Below are 18511 nucleotides of genomic sequence, written 5' to 3'. Positions count from 1 at the left end.
CTTCGCGATATGGACGATGTGTATAAATTTCCCCCGCTTAACTGTGTAGCCTGTCCATCATGCGTGAGATTTCCTTCCGCTGGCTGCTCAACCAGCGCTCTTTAAACCTGCGAAGCATCGTCACCGCTAGCGCTACGTTCAACACGATCCACGCCTCCGAGCTCGCGGACCCCAGCGAGTTCACCTCCCCCGGGGCGCTTATGCTCACCCTGGGGCTTGCCTTCCAGGAGGAAGCCGAAGGATTCGAGCGCTATGGCGCGGCTCTGACCGCGGCCGGCGTGCAGGGCATCGGCTTCGGCACCGGGCTGGCCTTTAGCGAGGTCCCCACCGCACTCATCCACGCGTGTTCCCAGCACAATCTCACCCTCTTTGAGATCCCGCGCGCCACCCGATTCGTCTCCATCACCACGGCCGTGGCCCAGGAACAGGCCCGCTTGGACAATAACGCGCACTTTGCGCTCCACCGCCAGCAGGAGCGCCTCAACCAAGCAGCCGCCACGAGCATCGGGGCGCTTGTCATGCAAGCCAGCAAAGAACTTGGCGCTGCGGTAGCGGTGGCCAGTTCCTCCGGAGCTGTGGTCAGCCGCAGCGATCGCGGCCACCTCAGTGCAGCCGACGCCGCGGTGAAGGCCGCGGAGCAAACGGGGCGGGGAACGGGGACGTCGACAAGCACAGGCGCCACCATCACCAGCATCTTCGGATCGGCGGGACGACGCTGGGCCATCGCGGTAACGCGCGCGGAGAAGTTCGATTCCTACTCCCGCGCGCTCATCCGGCACCTCGCGGGCCTGGCCAGCCTGCTCTTGGATCATCCCGACACCACTGCGCACACGATCCTCGGGGCCTTGGCGCTGGACGCCCAACTGGCCGGGGTTGACTCCCCCGCTTTACAGGCGGCCTTCCACATGGTCGATAGCTATGACTTCGTGGATTTTCTGTTCCTCACTGCACCCTCCCCCTCCCGCCTCGCGCGGGCGTTGAGCGAGATTGGAAAAGCCGAGCCTCGCAGCCTCATCCGCCCGGAACACGATTCCGCACTTATCGCGCTTCCCGCGGGCACCGCGAACCCGAACTTGAGCGGGAAACACACCCGCTACCTCCGGACGTCTATCCTGCAACGCATCCAATGGCAGGCGCTGACACCGGCGCTGTTGTCCTCACTCCAAAGCCACGCGCGCAGCCTGCCGCTCGGCACTGCGGCGACCTTCGATTCGGCTGCCCCTACCTGGCTGGCAGAACCCGGAGTACCCGAGGCCCTCGCTGCCCGGCGCGCGGCAACGGTCAGCCGCCTCATCGAGCACGATGCACATCACAACACAGAGTTGTGCGCCACCCTGCGTTCCTTCCTCGTGGGCAACGCCAACTTGGCCACCGCTGCCGCGGAGCTCGGCGTTCACCGGCACACGGTGCGCGCCCGCTTGGACAAGATCGAGCAACTCTGCGGCGTGGACCTGAGCAATCCCGTCACCCGCGCGGAGCTGCTCTTGCTCAGTATTGATTCTTAGAAACTCAGTCCAGAACACGCACATCCAGGATGCGTACTTAGCTAAACGCCTGCTCCCCTGTCAGCACGCGGCCCAGAATCAGCGTGTGGATCTCATCCGTGCCCTCGTAGGTCCGCACGGATTCCAGGTTCGCAGCATGGCGCAGCGGCGAGTAGTCCGTGGTGATGCCGTTGCCGCCGAGGATGGTGCGGGCCTCGCGGCAAATCTCGATGGCCGTGCGGCAATTCGCCAGCTTGCCCACGGAAATCTGATAAGGCTCCAGCGTGCCAGCATCCTTGGCGCGGCCGAGCTGCAGCGCGAGTAGCTGGCCTTTGTTGAGCTCCACTGCCATGTCAACGAGCTTCTTTTGCGTCAGCTGAAAGGACGCCAAGGAGCGGTCAAACTGTGTGCGCTCCTTCGCGTAGGCTAGGGCGGCTTCGAGTGAATCACGCGCCGCACCCAATGCACCGAAACTGATGCCGAAGCGGGCTTCGTTGAGGCACATGAACGGCCCCTTCAGACCTGGATGCTTGGGCAGCAGTGCATCCGCGGGCAGGGTAACCCCTTCCAGTTCAATATCGCACTGGATGGACGCGCGCATCGAGAGCTTGTTCGTAATCGGGCTCGCTGTAAACCCTGGTGTCGACGTCGGCACGATGAAGCCGCGCACGCCGGGCTCCACGTCGGCAGCGGCAGCGTCCTCCTCAGCCACCTTGGCCCAGATGATGGCCACTTTGGCCACGCTCGCCAGACCAATCCAACGCTTGGCGCCATCGAGTACCCACTCGCCCGAGCGGTAACGCGCCACCGTCGCCATGCCCGCTGGGTCCGAGCCCGCAGTCGGCTCCGTTAGCCCAAAGCAACCAATGACGTCACCTGCGGCCATTGCGGGAAGCCACTGTTGCTTCTGTTCTTCGGAGCCGTGCTTATAAATCGCGGACATCGCCAGTGATCCTTGCACGGAGACCACCGTGCGAATCCCGGAATCCCCTGCCTCCAATTCCTGCATGGCCAGCCCATACTCCACTGCGGAGCGCCCGGCGCAACCGTAGCCGTCGAGGTGCATGCCAAACAGACCGGCCTCCGCGAGTACCGGGAAGATGGATTCTGGCAAGACGGCATCCTCGTACCACTGGGCAATGTGGGGTCGGATGTGCTCGCTGACCAGCGCAGCCACCCGATCGCGCGTGGCCTTTTCCTCATCGGTCAACAGGGATTCAATGCCGAGCAGATCCGTTGTCATGGCGCTCTCCTCTCGATTAGCGTTACGAACCACAATTCGTATGTATAGTGATACGCAACACTTTACCTTTCAAGGAGGATGAATGCGCGCCCCCGCCAACGCCATACCGGTAACCCTCGCCCTGAGGTGGTCCGACCAGGACGCGAATGCCCACGTCAACAACGCCACGATGGTCACCCTCATTGAGGAAGCCCGCGTTCGCGCCGCGAAGGATCTCACCGGGCCTTTCTCTACGGATACCTACGCTCACGTGGTCCGTTCGCTCGAGGTGGTCTATGACGCTGAGCTCACCTATACCGATTCCATCGAGGCGCGAGTGTGGGTCTCACGCATTGGAAATACGTCCTACCAGGTCTCCCACGAGCTCATACAGGACGGGAAGTCCTGTGTCTTTGCCACGGCGACGCTGGTGCTTATCGACGTCTCACAGCGCCGCCCCATCCCCCTCCCTGAGAACCTCACTAAGCGTATGAGCGCTCATTATTCCGAATAGCCATTCACCTAAGGAGTTAGACATGATTTCCACCCGCGTTACCGAGATGCTCGGCATCTCACACCCCATCGTCCAAGGCGGCATGCAGTGGGTCGGCCGCGCCGAGCTCGCCGCGGCCGTGTCCAATGCCGGCGGCCTCGGCGTCATTACGGCACTGACCCAGCCCACCCCAGAAGATCTGCGTCAGGAGATCCGCCGCGCCCGTGAACTTACCGACAAGCCTTTCGGCGTCAACCTCACCATGCTGCCGGCGATTACCCCGCCGCCTTACGCGGAATACCGCGACGTCATCATCGAGGAAGGCGTAAAAATTGCCGAAACCGCCGGCAATAACCCGAAGGACCACATGCCAGCCTTCAAGGACGCTGGTGTCACCGTCATCCACAAGTGCACCTCGGTGCGCCATGCGCTCAGCGCCCAGAAGGTTGGAGTGGACATCGTCAGTATCGACGGCTTCGAATGCGCCGGCCACCCCGGCGAAGATGACATCCCGGGCTTGGTCCTCATTCCGGCGGCTGCGGACCAGCTGGACATCCCCATCATCGCCTCAGGTGGTTTCGCTGATGGTCGCGGTTTGGCCGCCGCGCTCGCCTTGGGCGCCGAGGGCATCAACATGGGCACCCGCTTCGTTGCGTCCACCGAATCCCCTGTGCACGAGAACGTCAAGCAGGCCATCGTGGAGCGCTCCGAGCTCGATACCCAGCTCATCCTCCGCGAGCTGCGCAATTCCGCCCGTGTAGCCAAGAACGCCGTCAGTGATGAGGTTGCCGAGCGTCTGGCCCAGGGCGCGGAGTTCGGCGATATCCGCCACCTCGTCGCCGGCAAGCGCGGCCGCGCAGTCTACGAAACTGGTGACCTGGATGCCGGCGTGTGGACCTGTGGTACGTCGCAGGGGCTTATCCGCGACGTTGCCTCGTGTGCTGACATCGTCTCCCGCATCACTGCCGACGCCGAGCGCATCATCTCTTCCCTGACCACGCTTGTTAAGGACTAACCCATGACCGAAGCTATCCTGACCCGCCGTGAGGGTTCTGCCCTCATTGCCCAGATCAACAACTCCGCGCGCCGCAATGCCATTGCCAAGGAACACTGCGTAGCACTTTCCGCCGCGCTTGCCGACGCCTCCCAAGACCCCTCCATCCGTGCCCTCATCATCACCGGTGATGAGACCGCCTTCTGCGCGGGCGCAGACATCGTGGCGGCGGCCCAGGCCGCGGCTGCAGCACAGAAGTCAGGTGAAACCCCCAACCCGGCTGAGTCGACGATGCTGCCACAGCTCAACGCTCTCATCTCCGAGATTCAAGCTGCTGAGGTGCCCGTCATCGCTGCCGTGGAAGGCGCTGCCGCCGGTGCCGGCGCCTCGCTAGCCTTTGCCTGCGATCTCATCGTGGCCGGCGAGGAATCCTATTTCACACTGCCCTTCGGCAAGATTGGCCTCATCCCCGACGGCGGTGTCAGCCTCACTGCTTTGGCCTCACTAGGCCGCCACCGCGCGCTCGCGCTGTCCCTGCTGCAGGACAAGCTGGGGGCCGAGGAGGCTGCGGACGCAGGGATCGTCGCTAAGCGCGCGCCCCAAGGCCAGGCCCTGGAAACCGCCCTCAAGGTAGTCGAGCGCCTGCACATCGCACCACGTGACGCTCTGGCCAAGGCTAAGGAGGCCATCAACCGCTCGGCGCTAAGTCAGCTTGATGAGCAGCTGTCGTGGGAAGAGCCCACGCAGTATGCCCGGATGGCCTCTGCTGGGCACAAGGAAGGTGTCATGGCTTTCTTGGAGAAGCGCCCAGCAAAGTTCGACTAGAAAAGACGCACAGACGATTGCCAGGCTGAGTCCATGGCGATGCCAGCACAGCCCACCATACTCATTCTTGTGCGTTTGAGAGAGCGCATGCGAGAGAGAGAACCCCTCCCCCTCCGGAGGGCGGCTTGAGCCGATACACGGAGGGACTTGATAGAGACGCCGACGAGCCCCCTATTCCCTGGGGGCTCGTCGACGTTTTCGGGTTAAGGGCCAAATCTGTGTCGTTTTCTCGTCCATCCAGGAACGGTAGATCGTGGAGAGTTCGTGCAGTTGTGCACCCCCATACTGCTGCTTCGTCCGAGGTGGTGCTCTGGGTCAGTTTCAGCGCAAGTGTGTAGATGGTGCGCCCAGCATCAGTGCGAGGCTGCGTGATGGAGTAGCGGCGTACCACGCGTTGGGCGATGACATGGTCGATAGTCGCTGCAATGATCCTTGCCACCGCGGAAGAGCTTCTGCTGCGACCCGACGCGTTCGCCTACATGATGCAGATGAAGAAGCTCATCATCGATGACTTCTAAACCTGGCTCAGCCTACAATTGCTCTACAACGCGGGCATTTCCCAGCTGCTAACCGCCTGCACTTGTCGGTTAGTAGCTGCATCCGGCATACGTTGGAGCACCCAATTGCGCGCTGCTGCTATCCGAGCACCACCGGTGTGAACAGTGCGCCCAACGAGCCCGGATCGACGCGCAATGTTCTGGCTTCGGCGGAGACGGTGCTCGTCGTAAGCCCCGAAATCCACATTGCCGTTCTGAAGAAGCGCGGCAAGAACTGCGGCATCCTCAAGACCCTGGCATGCCCCCTGCCCGAGGTTCGGGGTCATTGCGTGGGCCGCATCGCCCACCAGCACCACCTTGCCAGTGTGGTAACTCGGCAGGGGAGACGCCAACTCCTGGATCGGCAGGTACTGGATCGACTCCTCCGGCGTCGAGTGAAGCAAGGCAGGAATGGGTTCATGCCACTGACCGAAGGTGTCCCTCAACTGGCTCAGGCCGGTCTCGCTTGGCTGAGCTTCCGGCCCGGAGAGGACAGCGAACCAGTAGACGCGACCGTTGTGAAGCGGGACGGCTCCGAATCGAGCGCCCACGCCCCAGGTTTCGAAGCCAACGTTCAGAGCTGGGGCTTCGCTGATTGCCCGCCACGCGTTGTAGCCTGCGTAGCTGATTCCGGGGTCATTGAAGCAGCTGCGGCGTACCGAGCTGCGGATCCCGTCTGCCCCAATCACCACGTCGAACTGTTCCTGTGAGCCGTCGGCGAAGCTGACGACGCCGGAGCCCGCGTCAACGTGCACGGAATCGGCGGACGTGTGAATACGCGCCCCGGGAATATCCTCTAAGAGCAGCGCGTGGAGCTCGGATCGATCGAGCGCAAGTGAGGCCTTGGTAATCTCGGCCGGGATGTTCGTTAGCCAGTTTCCCTGCGGCCTACGCAATCCACCCTGTAAGGGGACTTGGTTTTCTTGGAGTTCACGGAAGCCCGCCCCAATACCTAGAGCATCGAGAGCGGCTAGGCCGTTCGGGGCGAGGGTGATGCCGGCGCCGCCGCTGCGAACTCGCGGGTGACGTTCGTAAATTTGCACGTCTATACCGTGGCGGTGAAGGGCTGCCCCTAGTGCAAGACCGGAAATACCAGCGCCGATGATTCCTATTCTCATGGCTCCCGAGATTACCTTAGGTCTGCCTTACCCCCGTTTCTAACCCCGGGGACAACTCCCCATCCTTATGCCCTGCAGCTTCAATAGCCCTTACCTGCACAATCGTTCACTTGCAGGGAATACACAGCTCACACGCTCTACCTCTCTCGGCAACGAACGAGCATTTTTAATAAAAAAGTTGCATACTGAGTTTCGTGCGTTGGAGAGAACGCACACAGAGAGAGATAGAGAGACTTCAGCGCTCGTGGCCCCTTTGCGTGTGGCCCGGGCGCTGAAGTTTTAGCCTTAGAGAATTTTTCGCTGTAAACATTTGCGGCCACCAGCCCCAAACTCATACGCTTAATCGCGTGGCTGATAACGAAAAGGTTTCGGAGACTATTGCTGAATGGCGCAGGCTAGAGCGAGCCCGCGCGCGGTTTGATGCGGAAGCACGCCGTGAGTACGGCATCTCCGGTTCCCATCTCAATCTTCTCCGGCTCATCGACAAGAAGGGCCCCATCCCGATTCTGCAGCTGCGTAAAGAGTTGGGCTGGCAGCCGGCCACCATTGGTCAAGCGGTGAAGCGGTTGGTGCGCGATGACCTTATTTCTATCGTCGATGACCCCGCAGACCTTCGTCGCCGCCTGTGTGATATCACCGAAGAGGGCCGTCACTTCCTGCTTCACGTACCACTCACCGGCCCAGCGCGCTTGCGCACCTATGAGGTCAGTGAAGAAGAGCTCGAAGCGATGAAGCGCGGCTTTGAGATCGCGCTGGCCGCCTTCGGTTATGAGAACTGGAGTGATGACGACTAGTCCGCCCAGCTCTCGCTACCGCTTGCCTACTTTTCTCCGCAACCGGTAGTGACGAGGCGCTGCGCCACATGAGTAAACACGTCAAGCCCCGCTAGGCAGTCGGCCTCGGTGGTGAACTCCTTCTCATTGTGAGAGATGCCGTCAACAGACGGGATGAAAAGCATCACCGTTGGCACCATCTCCTTGAGGTTGGTCGAGTCATGGCCGGCCACCGTATAGATCTCTTGATAGGGGTAACCACACTCTTCAACAACGTCACGCGCCAGCGCCACGCCATCGGCTGGGTAGGGGTTCAATGCCCACTCGTGGGTGGGGGTCAGCTCTACTGAGGTGCGGGATTCTTCCTCCGCGGCGGAGATGATCTCCTGCAGGCGCTTGTAGGCAGTATCAAGAACTTCAGTGGAGGGCGAGCGCACGTCGATGTTGAAGCGCACCTCGCGGGCAATGGTTACCGGTGAGTTTGGCTCCAGCGTGAGCTGGGAGACCGAAGCCTGCAGCTGACCCTCCGGGAATTCGTGGGTAAGACGCTCCACCTCCGCGATGATGAGAGAAGCACCGAAAAGGGCGTCTTTCCTATCAGCCATGAGGGTAGAACCGGTATGGCCTTGTTCGCCGGAGACCACCGCTTGGAACTTCTTTGCTCCCCACGTGGCCGTGACCAAACCGATGGTGTTGCCGTTGGCTTCTAATTCTTTACCTTGCTCGACATGGATCTCCGCATAGGAGGCCAGAGTGGGCGCCTCGCCGCGCGGTGCCCAGCCCGCGGCCTTCTGCGCTTCAGCGACGGTGACGCCGGCGAGGTCGGTGGCTGAGTGGGCGTCGGCAAGCGTGAGCGTTCCCGTGAATACGGAACTGCCCATCATGGACGGCGCGAAGCGTGAGCCTTCCTCATTGAACCAGTTGATGACCGCAAGGTTATAGCGCGCGTCCACACCTGACTGGGCTACGCGGCCTGCTGCATGCGCTGCTGCAAGCACGCCATAGGCGCCGTCGAAGCGGCCGGCCAAAGGCTGGGAATCCAGGTGCGAGCCTAAGCCGACGAACTCAGCGTCGGGGTTGAGCTCGAAGAGCCCGTATTGGTTGCCAATCTCGTCGTAGATGACGCGCGCGCCGAAGGATTCGAGGACCTCGTGGAACCAGGCACGGTTGAGGTTATCGCCCTCGCTGGCGGCCTGGCGCTCCACGCCGCCGCCGGGGGTTGCGCCGTTGGCGGACATGGCCTGGAAATCGGCTAGAAACTGTTCATCAGTGGTTGCTCGCATCGCTTTTCTCCTTAGAAGCTTCCGTAGCGCAGCTCGCCGCCCACGATGGTGGCAGCCACGTCGATGGTGGATAGATCAGTAGTCAGTGGGTCTGCGGACAGCAACACGAAATCTGCCAGCTGTCCTGGAATAACCTGGCCTTTTCGGCCTGCCCAGCCTGTTGCTGCGGCAGAGCCGGCGGTGTAGGCATAGAGCGCTTCGGCAGGCGTGAGGCGGTCGTCAGGGCCAAAGTCCTGGCCGGTCTCAGTGCGGCGTTCGATGGCGGCTTTCATAACGTCGAGTGGCACGCCCGGAGCCACGGGCTGATCGGAGCTGCCCGGGAGAATGAGGTCGGCGGCGAGAAGCCGCTTGCCCGGATAGCTCCACGCCGCGCGTTTCGGGCCCAGCGCCTTCGCCATCGCATCACCAAACGTCGAGATAAACAGCGGCTGCGGCACCACCACGATGGGTTGGCCGCGCAGGCGCTCAATCTGATCTGGGCGCACAATACCGCCGTGCTCAATGCGGTGCGGCATGGCCGGAATGCCATTTTTCTCCACGGCCATTTCCAGGGTCTCAATCGCAAAGTCCACGGCCGCATCACCGATGGCATGAATCGCCAGGGACCAGCCGGAATTTGCGGCCTTGAGCGCGCGCTCGCGCATCTGCTCAGGGTCTCCTTGGAAGTAGCCGTGGTGCTGGCAGCAGGCATACTCTTCCGTGAGCGCAGCGGTGGTGCCGAGGATGGAGCCATCACTGAACATCTTCACGGGACCTATTTGCAGCCATTCATCACCAAAGCCGGTGCGCAGACCACCATCGAGTCCCCATCCGGGCCCATCCGATTCATGGCCCTCAATCTCGTGGAGGACGTCCATGGTCACCATAATCTGCATGCGCGTATGCAGCGTGGCGTTCTGGTAGGCCGCGATTTCACGGGGACTGTGTCCGATCCAGCCACCCGCCACGCCGGCATCCGTCACTGAGGTAAGCCCGCGCTCGAGATAGCGGCGCGTGGCCAACTCCAAGGCGCGCGCAATCTCCTCCCCCGACTCCGGAAGCGTGACGTTCTGGATGGCGCGCATCGCGTTTTCATCGACCAGACCGGTGCAGTGGCCTTCATCATCGCGGACGAACTCACCGCCCTCCACCTCTGGCGGGTCGGCCGGGTCAATGCCCGCTGCGCGCAAGGCTGCAGTATTAACCGTGTAGGCATGCCCCGAGTTGTGTTTGATGAGCAGTGGCTTGCCGTGTGTAGCGCGGTCCAGCTCCGCAATCGTCACCGCAGCATCCAGACCCGAAGGCCTAAATCCAGAGGCAATGATCCAGCCATCCGGGTTAGGCTCGGCGCTGGTGAGAGCAGAGTAGACGTCGTCAGGCGTGGCGGCCTGGGAGAGGTCTACTTCGAGCAGTGTTTGCCCAAACCACACGGTGTGCGAGTGCACATCATTAAATCCCGGGGTCAGGGTTCGCCCGCCGGCATCCCACGTCGTATCCGCGGGGAGGGCGCGTGCGGCATCATCCAGCGCGAGGATTCGGCCGTGGGCAAAAGCCACGGCACTCGCCACTGGGTGGGCGGGGTCTTGGGTAAGAATGTGGGCGTTTTCGATGAGCGTAATCATGAGACCTCCTTGTGTCGTTCACCACATATTAATGAGTGTCGTGACACATGCCGCAAGGATAGGGCGTTGTCCTATCCCCGGCGATGTAAGGTTGTGCATATGCACGAGGAGCGGTGGCGTGAGATTGTCACGGAGGTTCATAGCGATATCCCCCGATTGGTGGAGGACTTCCTTGCCGCTTTCACCGCGACTGGCCGCTATGGCGATTCGCTTGTCAGCGAGGATGAGCTGCGACTGACAGCCTTCGAAGTTTTCGCCCGGATCACAGAAGTGCTGGTGGGCACCATGGACAAGTCAGAATTGCGTACCCATGCGCAGAATCTGGGCCGGCGGCGCGCACGGCAGGGCGTGGAGTTGGCCTCGCTTATCGACGCCATCCAGCTCGACTTCGATATCCTCTGGACCCGCCTGCGCGCCGCCGCCGGAACGGATCAATCCACCCTCATTGAACACGTGGCCCACCTGCATTCGGTTGTGACGTTGTACAACCTCATGGTGCGCGATGCCTACCGTGTGGAGGAGGCCCGCGGCCAGCATGACGTGCGCCTGGCCCATGCGCGCCACTTGGAGCGCCTTCTCGCCGCCGACGACCTTGACCTACTCGGCGTCACTGAAATCGCCCGTGCCCTGGACGTGGACGCAGATACCCACTTCCACGTCGTTATCGCACACCCCACCGCCGCGGTGGAATTACGCGCGCTTCTCGACGCCCCCATCGCCTCCGGCACCGCCTTTGGCCACGGCACGCGCGGCATGTTTGTGGCCTTTTGGACTGCGGAAACACCCGCAGGGGCCACGGTAAACCGCGACGAGCTTGCGGTAATCCCCGGCGTGCGCTTCCCCACCGTGAAGGGCCTCGCCGGCGTCCGCGCCGCCGCCCGCCAAGCCCCACGCCTCTTCGCCGCTGCCGGCACACTCCCCCGCCTCGTCGACGCATCCGATCTCCTCTGGGCCGTGGCCGGCGATGCCATCGCCAGCTTCGAGGGAAGCCCTATTACCCAGGCCACGGAAGCCATCGCGGCACTGCGCAGCACCAACCCTCCGGTCTACGACACCCTCACGACCTACCTCGATACCGGCTCCATCAAAGACACCGCCGAGGCCCTCCACTGCCACCGCAACACGGTCATCAACCGCCTCCACCACGTAACTACCGCCACCGGCCTAGATGTCACCCAACCCAAAGGTGCGGCACTGGTGCTTCTCTGCCTTTTTCGCGGCGCACCATAAGCACGAGGACTATGCAGGAGCACATTGTCCGCTTCCAAAATCTGGGTTCCTGCACAGATATTCTCCTCAACCCGTTGCATAAAGGTGACGCAGATCTAATATCAGTGCGAACGGTCATCCAACTCACAAAAGGAGCCATTCGTCATGACCACGACTCAGCAACCCCAAGCGCCCTCAGCACCGCCCAGTGCCGAGGAAATTCACGTTGAATCTAAAGATGTCTTCCGGATTGCCAGTTCCGCCTTCGTTGGTACCGCGCTGGAGTGGTACGACTTCTTCCTTTTCGGCACCGCCGCAGCCCTCGTATTTAACGAACTCTTCTTCTCCGGCATGTCAGGAACGGGGGCAACCCTTGCCTCCCTTGCCACATTTGGAGTTGGCTTTCTTGCCCGGCCACTCGGCGCGATCATTTTCGGCCAGATTGGTGACAAAATGGGCCGGCGACCAGCGCTCATCATCTCCATCGTGGTTATTGGCGTGGCAACAGGAGTCATTGGCCTGCTTCCAACCTACGGCTCAATCGGCATCTGGGCGCCCATAGCGCTCGTCACCCTGCGCCTACTTCAAGGAATCGCCGTCGGCGGTGAATGGGGCGGCGCCACCACCATGGCCATCGAACATGCGCCGGCCGAAAAGCGTGGCCGTTATGCCGCTTTTGTTCAGATCGGCTCACCCGCCGGCACCCTGATGTCCTCCGGCGCTTTCGCCCTCGTCCTCATGCTCAACGACGATGCCGTCAGCTCCTGGGGATGGAGGATTCCCTTCCTCATAGCTTTCCCATTTCTTGGCATTGCACTGTGGATTCGCAACAAAGCTGAAGAATCCCCGGTGTACAAAGCCCTTGAGGAAGAGGCAGAAGCCGATGAAGACGCCCAGAAGGGTTCTCTCAAGGAACTTTTCACCGAGCATTTCCCCCAGCTGTGCCTAGCCTCTGCAGCGGCTTTCCTGGGAATCGGCGGCTTCTTTGTCATGAGCACCTACGTCTTGTCATATGCCACAACGGCCCTCGATTTTGAGCGTCAAACTGTCGTCAATGCAACGCTTCTCGCTGCGGTCTGCCAGATCTTCGTCAACCTCATTTTTGGCCGCCTCGGCGAAAAGATTGGCCCTGGCCGAGTCATCGGATTCGGCGGCCTCGCCACAGCCCTCATGGCGTGGCCACTATGGGCAATGATCGATTCCGGCAACGTGGTCCTTCTAACCCTGGCGGTCTGCCTGGGGCTTTCCCTCGTCACAATTACCTATTCCGTATCGGGCGTTCTTCTTTCCGAGGTTTTCCCTGCCAATGTTCGTTACTCCGGAGTGGCTATCTCTTCCAATATCGCCTCTGCTGTCTCGGGGCTCCTGCCCTTCCTGGCCACCGCCATGAATGCATCCAACGAGACCCCGAGTTCGATTCCCGGAATCATCATCCTTGCAGCAGTAGCACTAATCACTGCATTCGGCGGTTTCATTGGCGAGAAGCATCGTCGCCACGATGATGTCGTCATCAAGGACTAAAACAAGCCCGATGTGAGGCGGCGAGGCCCGGCCAAGTAGGCTCGGGAGCTGTGTCTCAAGAGCTCTCATCGTCCACCTTGGATCAGCGCGCCCGCCGCATCGTCGCGTGGGTTGCAGCACTAAACCTCATCGGCTTCTTTGGCGAGTTCATCATCGCCTGCATTATCGGCTCAGCGTCGCTGTTTGCTGACGCAGCTGATTTCCTCGAAGACTTTCTCATCAACGCGCTGGTACTCGCGGCGCTGAGGTGGTCGGCGCAGGGCCGCAAGAAAGCGAGCTATGGCCTTGCAGGGCTGATTCTGATTCCTGCGTTGGCGTCGTTTGGCATGGCGATATGGAAAATCATCAACGGCGCCGTGCCCGAGCCGCTTGCCCTGTCAGGCACCGCCATCGCGGCCATGATCATCAACCTCGTGTGCGCGGTACTGCTCATTCAGCTACGCCATGGAGGCGCCCTGACGCGCGGCGCGTGGCTCGCGGCCCGCAATGACGTGGCCGCCAACATCCTTATTATCGGCGCGGGTCTTCTCATGATGGTGTGGGTAAGCCCCTGGCCGGACATCGTGGTGGGAATTCTCATTGGCGCTATCAACCTGCGCGCAGCAGCTGAGGTTTTTGAGCAAGCGCGCGCTGAGGATCCGGAAATCGAAGAGGACTAGACGCCGTTAACTTCAGCATGTTTTAAGCAGAGAGCGTCAAATTCTACAATTTTACTTGCACCTTGCGACACGAAAAGTAACTTCCCAGCCACTCTTGTTGAACGATTTTTACCCCCTGAATGGGTCAAACTTTAGTTGATGTCCAAACGGTCAAGAAGACGTTTTCCCAGAATACGGTCTAGATGACAAGACCAAGGTAAACGCAATTTTCTTAGTCAATTGTTCACCTGCGTGTCACCCTATCGAAATTTGCTTTGCGTCCCAAAAATATTAACAATCCTCAGGATGCGGGATCCTGAAAGTCCCCTTAGAGTGGCTTCACGTCACGCACTGAGCGATACAGCGCAGCACAGCGCAACCACAGTGCGTCACCACATTGCCCCAAACATTTTCAAGCATTTTCATCCAGGAGAACAATCATGACCATGCGTCGTCGTACCGCTGGCCTCGTGGCCGGCCTCGCGATTGCAGGCACCGCCCTCATCGCACCGGCTGCATCCGCAGCAACCCACACCGAGTCCTACCCGGAGACCCCGGCCGTCAACGCCAAGCTCCCCATCGTTCACACTTCTCACGGTTCCGACCACATGAAGGCCAACATCCTCAACCCGCGTCCGGTATGTAACCCGTGGGAGGACCACCGCACCGTGGTCTACAAGGTGACCGACAACTTCATGCCGGCTGGCACCATCTCCACCACCAACCAGACCAAGAAGGACATCCCGCTGCAGCAGGACCTGTCCAAGTCCCAGTCCATCACCCTGTCCGTCAACGGTGACCGCACCGAGACCACCTCCATGAACATGGGCGGCAAGGGCTCCGGCAAGAACTCTGAGGGCTCCTTCGGCGTCTCCCACCAGATTGCCACCAAGCTCGGCGCTTCCGCTTCCTACTCCCTGTCCTGGGAGGCTGGCCAGTCCATCGGCCCGTACGACGTTCCGCCGAACCACACCGGTGAGGCTACCTATGGCTTCCGCGTTCTGAACATGACCGGTACCCAGCAGTACTGCAAGCCGAACGGCACCTGGTCCACCCCGACCTTCTGGTCCGCTATGCAGCCGGTGAAGAACGAAGTTCGCGTCAAGCTCTACGACGACATCGCTGACTCCTACGCTCCGAACAAGAACGCTCAGAACACCACCGACGTCAACGACCCGAAGGTTGTTGAAGAGGAGAAGTCCCCGGAGGCTGACGCTGAGGTCATCAAGGACAACGAGGTTGCTCCGGAGGAGCGCGTCGTATCCGAGGCTGAAGGCAAGAAGGAAGAGGAAGCCGACAAGAAGCTGCAGGACAAGGTTGACAAGGGCGAGGCTACCGAGGCTCAGCAGAAGCTCGACCTCAAGCCGGTTCTGACTACCTCCGGTGCAAAGCACGCTGGCTTCGCCGGCACCGTTGCTCTCCGACTGGAGAACGTTGGTACCGACCGCTACTACGGCGACTTCCCGGCTGTTCAGTACCGCGTTGACGTGAAGACCGCTGAGGGCCCGAAGGGCGTTGACCGCCTCATCACCCCGCGTTCCTCCAACGGCGCTCACATCCGTGACCTGGGCTTCGACGAGAAGACCTCCACCCGCTCCTTCGAGGTCACCCTGGCCAACCCGATCAACTCCGGTGACACCGTTCGCGTTGCCAACCTGGACTTCGGCGACGGCAAGACCAAGGAAGGCCGCCTGAAGAACTACATCGAGGTCACCCAGATTTCCCGCCTGAAGGGCGACAACTCCACCGACAACGACCAGAACGTTGACTCCCGCGAGATCACCGTGAAGGACACCGGTAAGAAGGCTGAGGGCCTGTTCTAAAACAGCCCCCTCCTCGCCGCGCCCCCTTGCGGCAGAGAGAGTGCAGCCCGCCGGCGCTTAGTCCGGTAATGAGAGAGTGAGTAAACCCCGACCGACAAGGTCGGGGTTTCTTTCTGTCTAATACTCCTGGCCTCTATTACACCTCTACGGCAGACAAATGGGCGCAAGCCATTTACGCTGCGCACCCCTAGTTGGCTATTGTGAACAAATGCATTTCTCTCGTTCCGCACTAGCGGGCCTTCTTTCGGTGGGGTTGATCCTCTCCCCCACCCACGTGCAGCCGGCACATGCACAGGCACCAGATACGATGAGCAGCGCTCTCGCCAATATTGATCAGTACGCCTCTGCGTTCGATCCCATCGCGCTGGGGCCGTTGGCGCCAGTCCTCTTCAGCGAGAACGTCTTCGCCGCATGGGGACACGTGCTTCAGCAATTAAGAATTCCCGTCGTGCCACCAGAAGCGACTCGCCCGCCAGCGACCACAACACCAGCACAGCTGCGCGAGCTGAGGCACATCCAAGACAATGTGTGGGAGTTCAGGGCCTATTCGCCTGCCATGGACCGTGTCATCACCAATGACATCATTCTCCCGCCAGGAGGGGTGGAGAATACACAGCCTCGCCCGACCTATTACCTGCTCGGTGGCGCGGGCGGCGGTGAGGACGCACTGTGGTGGGATGGAGGCGGCGCCGCCGAGTTCTTCCGCGACAAGCACGTAAACGTCGTATCGCCACGCGGTGCTTATGGCTCGATGATGTCGGATTGGGCTCAGCCTCACGACACCCACGGAAAATACAAGTGGGCCACCTACCTCACCAAGGAGCTCCCCCAACTCATTGACGCTGAGTTTCATGGCAACGGCCGTGACGGCATCGCAGGCCTGAGCAACTCTGGTGGCCCAGCACTAGAACTGGCCACCTTTGATCCGCGGTTCAAAGTAGCTGGTTCCTTTTCCGGCTGTCCCTCGACCACAGGTGTTCTCGCCCAGGGATTCGCGTGGGTTAGCGCGGCGTACTACGGCACTGACCCAGCTCGCTCCTTCGGCGCGCCATGGGATCCGGCGTGGGCACAGCACTCACCGGTTCTCAACCTCGATCAACAAAAGGGACGGAAGTCCTTTGTCATCGCCTCCCGCGGTGGTCCGGCAGACTTTGACGTCGATATTGAGGACTCACCGCTACCCGCACTGGGCCTTAACGAAAGGTTGGACTATTGGTGCAGTGCCCACTACGCCAAGCAAGCCACCGCCGCCGGCGTTGACCTTGACTACTACGAGCTTCCGGCAGGACGGCACACATGGGGCCTGTTCCGCCGTGAACTGGCCATCAGTTGGGCCACGGTGGGCCCAGCACTCGGGGTGGACTAACGCCTTCACCCCACCCCCTCACGTGAACTTCCATACTGGGTGAACGTCTAGATCGCCACACACAGCCGAAGTAAAGTCAGTGGTTATGAATGTTATGGATACTTGGGAGCCCACTCTGGGCACCGGACCACTGTTAGGAATTGCGGTGGCAGCCATCGCCGTCATCCTCATCCTCGTCATCCACTTCAAGGTGCACGCCTTCGTCACCCTTGTCACTGTCTCTGCACTGACTGCCCTCGCCGCTGGCATCCCGCTGGACGGCGTGGTTCCCACCATGACGAGTGGCTTCGGCTCTACGTTGGGTTCCGTGGCCTTGCTGGTGGGCTTGGGCGCCATGATCGGGCGCTTGGCGGAGACCTCCGGCGGCGCCAAAACGCTTGCCGACGCCCTCGTGAAACTCTTCGGCGAAAACAAAGCACCCCTAGCGCTGGGCGTAGCCTCCCTCATCATGGGCTTCCCCATCTTCTTTGACGCGGGACTCATGGTGATGCTGCCGGTCATCTTTGCCGTCGCCAGGCGCCTGGACGGCCCAGTCCTGGCCTACGGCATTCCCGCCGCCGGTGCGTTTTCCGTCATGCACGTCTTCGTGCCACCGCACCCGGGACCCGTGGCAGCCGGTGAGTTCTTCAGCGCGGACATCGGCTTGATCCTCATCTTCGGTCTCCTCGTTGCGCTGCCCACGTGGTACCTCTCCGGCTACCGCTTCGGGCTCCACCTGGGAAAGAAGTACCCGTTCCGTCTTGAGGAGGCGGTAACAGGCGCGCTCGTTAGCGATGCCGAGCTGCCCGATCGCCCGGCCTCTCCGGCCTCGGTTATCGGAGTTCTGCTCATCCCGATGGTGCTTATCTTTGGCAATACAGGGTTGACCACACTGGGCACGGCTGGTGTTGTCGATCCTTCTGCCACGTGGGTACGCTTCTTCATCTTCTTAGGACAGACCCCGATCGCTTTGCTGATTACCACTCTGGTGGCGATGGCCGTGCTGGGTCTGCGCCGCGGCGAAGGCAAGAGCGCAATTGAAAAGACTGTGGAGTCTGCGCTCGGCCCCATTTGTTCCGTCATCCTCATCACCGGCGCCGGCGGCATGTTCGGCGGTGTGCTGCGCACCAGCGGTATCGGTGATGCTTTGGCAGATTCCATGTCCGGTCTCGGCATCCCAGTCATCCTGGCCTGCTACCTCATCGCTGTAGCCCTGCGCCTAGCGCAAGGTTCAGCCACTGTTGCTCTCACCACGGCCGCCGCACTGATGGTGCCCGCCGTAGAGGCCGGCGGCTTCAACGAAATTCAGCTGGTCCTCATCACGCTTGCTACCGCGGCCGGCTCCGTCTTTGGCAGCCACGTCAATGACTCGGGCTTCTGGCTCGTCGGCCGGCTCATGGGCATGGACGTATCGACCACTCTGCGGACTTGGACGGTAAACCAGGCGCTGATTTCCTCCATCGGCTTCGGCATTGTCCTCATCTTCTACGGCGCCGCCGCTTTGCTTTAGCTCTTCTTAGCTCGTTGCAATGAGCGCGACAACCTCCCTTCGCGCTCACCAGCAACCCGCACGGCCGCCTCCTGACGCCCACGGTGAGCGCGAAGGGTGCGGGCACGTAGCACGAGCCCGACTTAACTCACTATCA

General features: G+C 61.1%; 15 protein-coding genes and 1 pseudogene. 11 read left to right on the top strand and 5 right to left on the bottom strand.

The features are described from left to right. Positions 1-59: 59 nt before the first annotated feature. Positions 60-1505 carry a PucR family transcriptional regulator gene (locus tag NX84_RS04375; protein WP_039674149.1) on the top strand — a complete coding sequence of 482 codons (1446 nt, stop codon included), beginning with the start codon at positions 60-62 and terminating at the stop codon, positions 1503-1505. A gap of 37 nt (positions 1506-1542) precedes the next feature. Here NX84_RS04375 and NX84_RS04370 read toward each other — a convergent pair whose 3' ends face one another. Beyond that, a complete protein-coding gene (locus tag NX84_RS04370; RefSeq protein ID WP_039674147.1) occupies positions 1543-2727 on the bottom strand; it encodes an acyl-CoA dehydrogenase family protein in 1185 nt (394 codons plus the stop codon). An 82-nt stretch (positions 2728-2809) separates the two neighbouring features. On the opposite strand from NX84_RS04370, the gene NX84_RS04365 reads away from it, so the two are divergent. The 3 genes from NX84_RS04365 to NX84_RS04355 are packed head-to-tail and all read left to right on the top strand — an operon-like array spanning position 2810 to position 5018. Next, complete coding sequence (locus NX84_RS04365; RefSeq protein WP_039674145.1) at positions 2810-3220, top strand: acyl-CoA thioesterase; 411 nt, start codon at positions 2810-2812, stop codon at positions 3218-3220. Continuing rightward, positions 3210-4214: an NAD(P)H-dependent flavin oxidoreductase gene (locus tag NX84_RS04360; RefSeq protein ID WP_255209177.1), complete on the top strand. Its 1005-nt coding sequence runs from the start codon at positions 3210-3212 to the stop codon at positions 4212-4214. The genes NX84_RS04365 and NX84_RS04360 overlap by 11 nt, the downstream gene beginning before the upstream one ends. Positions 4215-4217: 3 nt before the next feature. Then, a complete protein-coding gene (locus NX84_RS04355; protein ID WP_039674141.1) occupies positions 4218-5018 on the top strand; it encodes an enoyl-CoA hydratase-related protein in 801 nt (266 codons plus the stop codon). 201 nt (positions 5019-5219) lie between these two features. Here NX84_RS04355 and NX84_RS12525 read toward each other — a convergent pair. Both NX84_RS12525 and NX84_RS04350 read right to left on the bottom strand, forming a co-directional pair. Then, positions 5220-5424, bottom strand: a pseudogene (locus NX84_RS12525) (IS256 family transposase); the annotation flags it as partial. Between the two features lie 135 nt (positions 5425-5559). Further along, the gene (locus NX84_RS04350; protein ID WP_039674139.1) at positions 5560-6672 is read right to left on the bottom strand and encodes an FAD-dependent monooxygenase; all 1113 of its coding nucleotides are present in this window, start codon (positions 6670-6672) and stop codon (positions 5560-5562) included. A 347-nt stretch (positions 6673-7019) separates the two neighbouring features. On the opposite strand from NX84_RS04350, the gene NX84_RS04345 reads away from it, so the two are divergent. Further along, complete coding sequence (locus NX84_RS04345) at positions 7020-7466, top strand: MarR family winged helix-turn-helix transcriptional regulator (protein ID WP_039674138.1); 447 nt, start codon at positions 7020-7022, stop codon at positions 7464-7466. Positions 7467-7492: 26 nt separating this feature from the next. On the opposite strand, the gene NX84_RS04340 is transcribed toward NX84_RS04345, so the two are convergent. Continuing rightward, positions 7493-8728 (bottom strand): M20 family metallo-hydrolase, encoded by a 1236-nt coding sequence (locus NX84_RS04340; protein WP_039674135.1) that lies wholly within the window; start codon positions 8726-8728, stop codon positions 7493-7495. Between the two features lie 11 nt (positions 8729-8739). Beyond that, on the bottom strand, positions 8740-10329 hold the full coding sequence (locus NX84_RS04335) for an amidohydrolase (protein ID WP_039674133.1): 1590 nt from the start codon (positions 10327-10329) through the stop codon (positions 8740-8742). A 99-nt stretch (positions 10330-10428) separates the two neighbouring features. Between NX84_RS04335 and NX84_RS04330 the strand changes: the two genes are divergently transcribed. The 6 genes from NX84_RS04330 to NX84_RS04305 all read left to right on the top strand — a co-directional run bounded on the left by NX84_RS04330 (position 10429) and on the right by NX84_RS04305 (position 18375). Then, on the top strand, positions 10429-11559 hold the full coding sequence (locus tag NX84_RS04330; RefSeq protein ID WP_039674132.1) for an RsbRD N-terminal domain-containing protein: 1131 nt from the start codon (positions 10429-10431) through the stop codon (positions 11557-11559). A gap of 144 nt (positions 11560-11703) precedes the next feature. After that, positions 11704-13059, top strand: a complete 1356-nt coding sequence (locus tag NX84_RS04325) for an MFS transporter (RefSeq protein WP_039674130.1) — start codon at positions 11704-11706, stop codon at positions 13057-13059. A gap of 50 nt (positions 13060-13109) precedes the next feature. Continuing rightward, positions 13110-13718 carry a cation efflux transmembrane domain-containing protein gene (locus NX84_RS04320; RefSeq protein WP_039674128.1) on the top strand — a complete coding sequence of 203 codons (609 nt, stop codon included), beginning with the start codon at positions 13110-13112 and terminating at the stop codon, positions 13716-13718. Between the two features lie 419 nt (positions 13719-14137). Beyond that, entirely contained in the window at positions 14138-15520 is a 1383-nt protein-coding gene (locus NX84_RS04315; RefSeq protein ID WP_039674126.1) for a hypothetical protein, read from the top strand. A gap of 208 nt (positions 15521-15728) precedes the next feature. Beyond that, complete coding sequence (locus NX84_RS04310; RefSeq protein WP_039674124.1) at positions 15729-16886, top strand: alpha/beta hydrolase; 1158 nt, start codon at positions 15729-15731, stop codon at positions 16884-16886. 94 nt (positions 16887-16980) lie between these two features. Next, on the top strand, positions 16981-18375 hold the full coding sequence (locus tag NX84_RS04305) for a GntP family permease (RefSeq protein ID WP_039674371.1): 1395 nt from the start codon (positions 16981-16983) through the stop codon (positions 18373-18375). The last annotated feature ends 136 nt before the right edge of the window (positions 18376-18511 follow it).

Source organism: Corynebacterium minutissimum (assembly GCF_000805675.1).
GTDB classification, from domain to species: domain Bacteria; phylum Actinomycetota; class Actinomycetes; order Mycobacteriales; family Mycobacteriaceae; genus Corynebacterium; species Corynebacterium minutissimum.
The sequence above is the reverse complement of the archived record's forward strand: the minus strand, read 5'-3'. Positions and strand labels throughout refer to the sequence as shown.

Coding starts and splice junctions, on each gene's coding strand:
- NX84_RS04305 (WP_039674371.1), top strand. CDS start 16,981: ATGGATACTTGGGAGCCCACTCTGGGCACCGGACCACTGTTAGGAATT.
- NX84_RS04325 (WP_039674130.1), top strand. CDS start 11,704: ATGACCACGACTCAGCAACCCCAAGCGCCCTCAGCACCGCCCAGTGCC.
- NX84_RS04350 (WP_039674139.1), bottom strand. CDS start 6,672: ATGAGAATAGGAATCATCGGCGCTGGTATTTCCGGTCTTGCACTAGGG.
- NX84_RS04315 (WP_039674126.1), top strand. CDS start 14,138: ATGACCATGCGTCGTCGTACCGCTGGCCTCGTGGCCGGCCTCGCGATT.
- NX84_RS04365 (WP_039674145.1), top strand. CDS start 2,810: ATGCGCGCCCCCGCCAACGCCATACCGGTAACCCTCGCCCTGAGGTGG.
- NX84_RS04310 (WP_039674124.1), top strand. CDS start 15,729: ATGCATTTCTCTCGTTCCGCACTAGCGGGCCTTCTTTCGGTGGGGTTG.
- NX84_RS04330 (WP_039674132.1), top strand. CDS start 10,429: ATGCACGAGGAGCGGTGGCGTGAGATTGTCACGGAGGTTCATAGCGAT.
- NX84_RS04370 (WP_039674147.1), bottom strand. CDS start 2,727: ATGACAACGGATCTGCTCGGCATTGAATCCCTGTTGACCGATGAGGAA.
- NX84_RS04375 (WP_039674149.1), top strand. CDS start 60: ATGCGTGAGATTTCCTTCCGCTGGCTGCTCAACCAGCGCTCTTTAAAC.
- NX84_RS04340 (WP_039674135.1), bottom strand. CDS start 8,728: ATGCGAGCAACCACTGATGAACAGTTTCTAGCCGATTTCCAGGCCATG.
- NX84_RS04355 (WP_039674141.1), top strand. CDS start 4,218: ATGACCGAAGCTATCCTGACCCGCCGTGAGGGTTCTGCCCTCATTGCC.
- NX84_RS04335 (WP_039674133.1), bottom strand. CDS start 10,329: ATGATTACGCTCATCGAAAACGCCCACATTCTTACCCAAGACCCCGCC.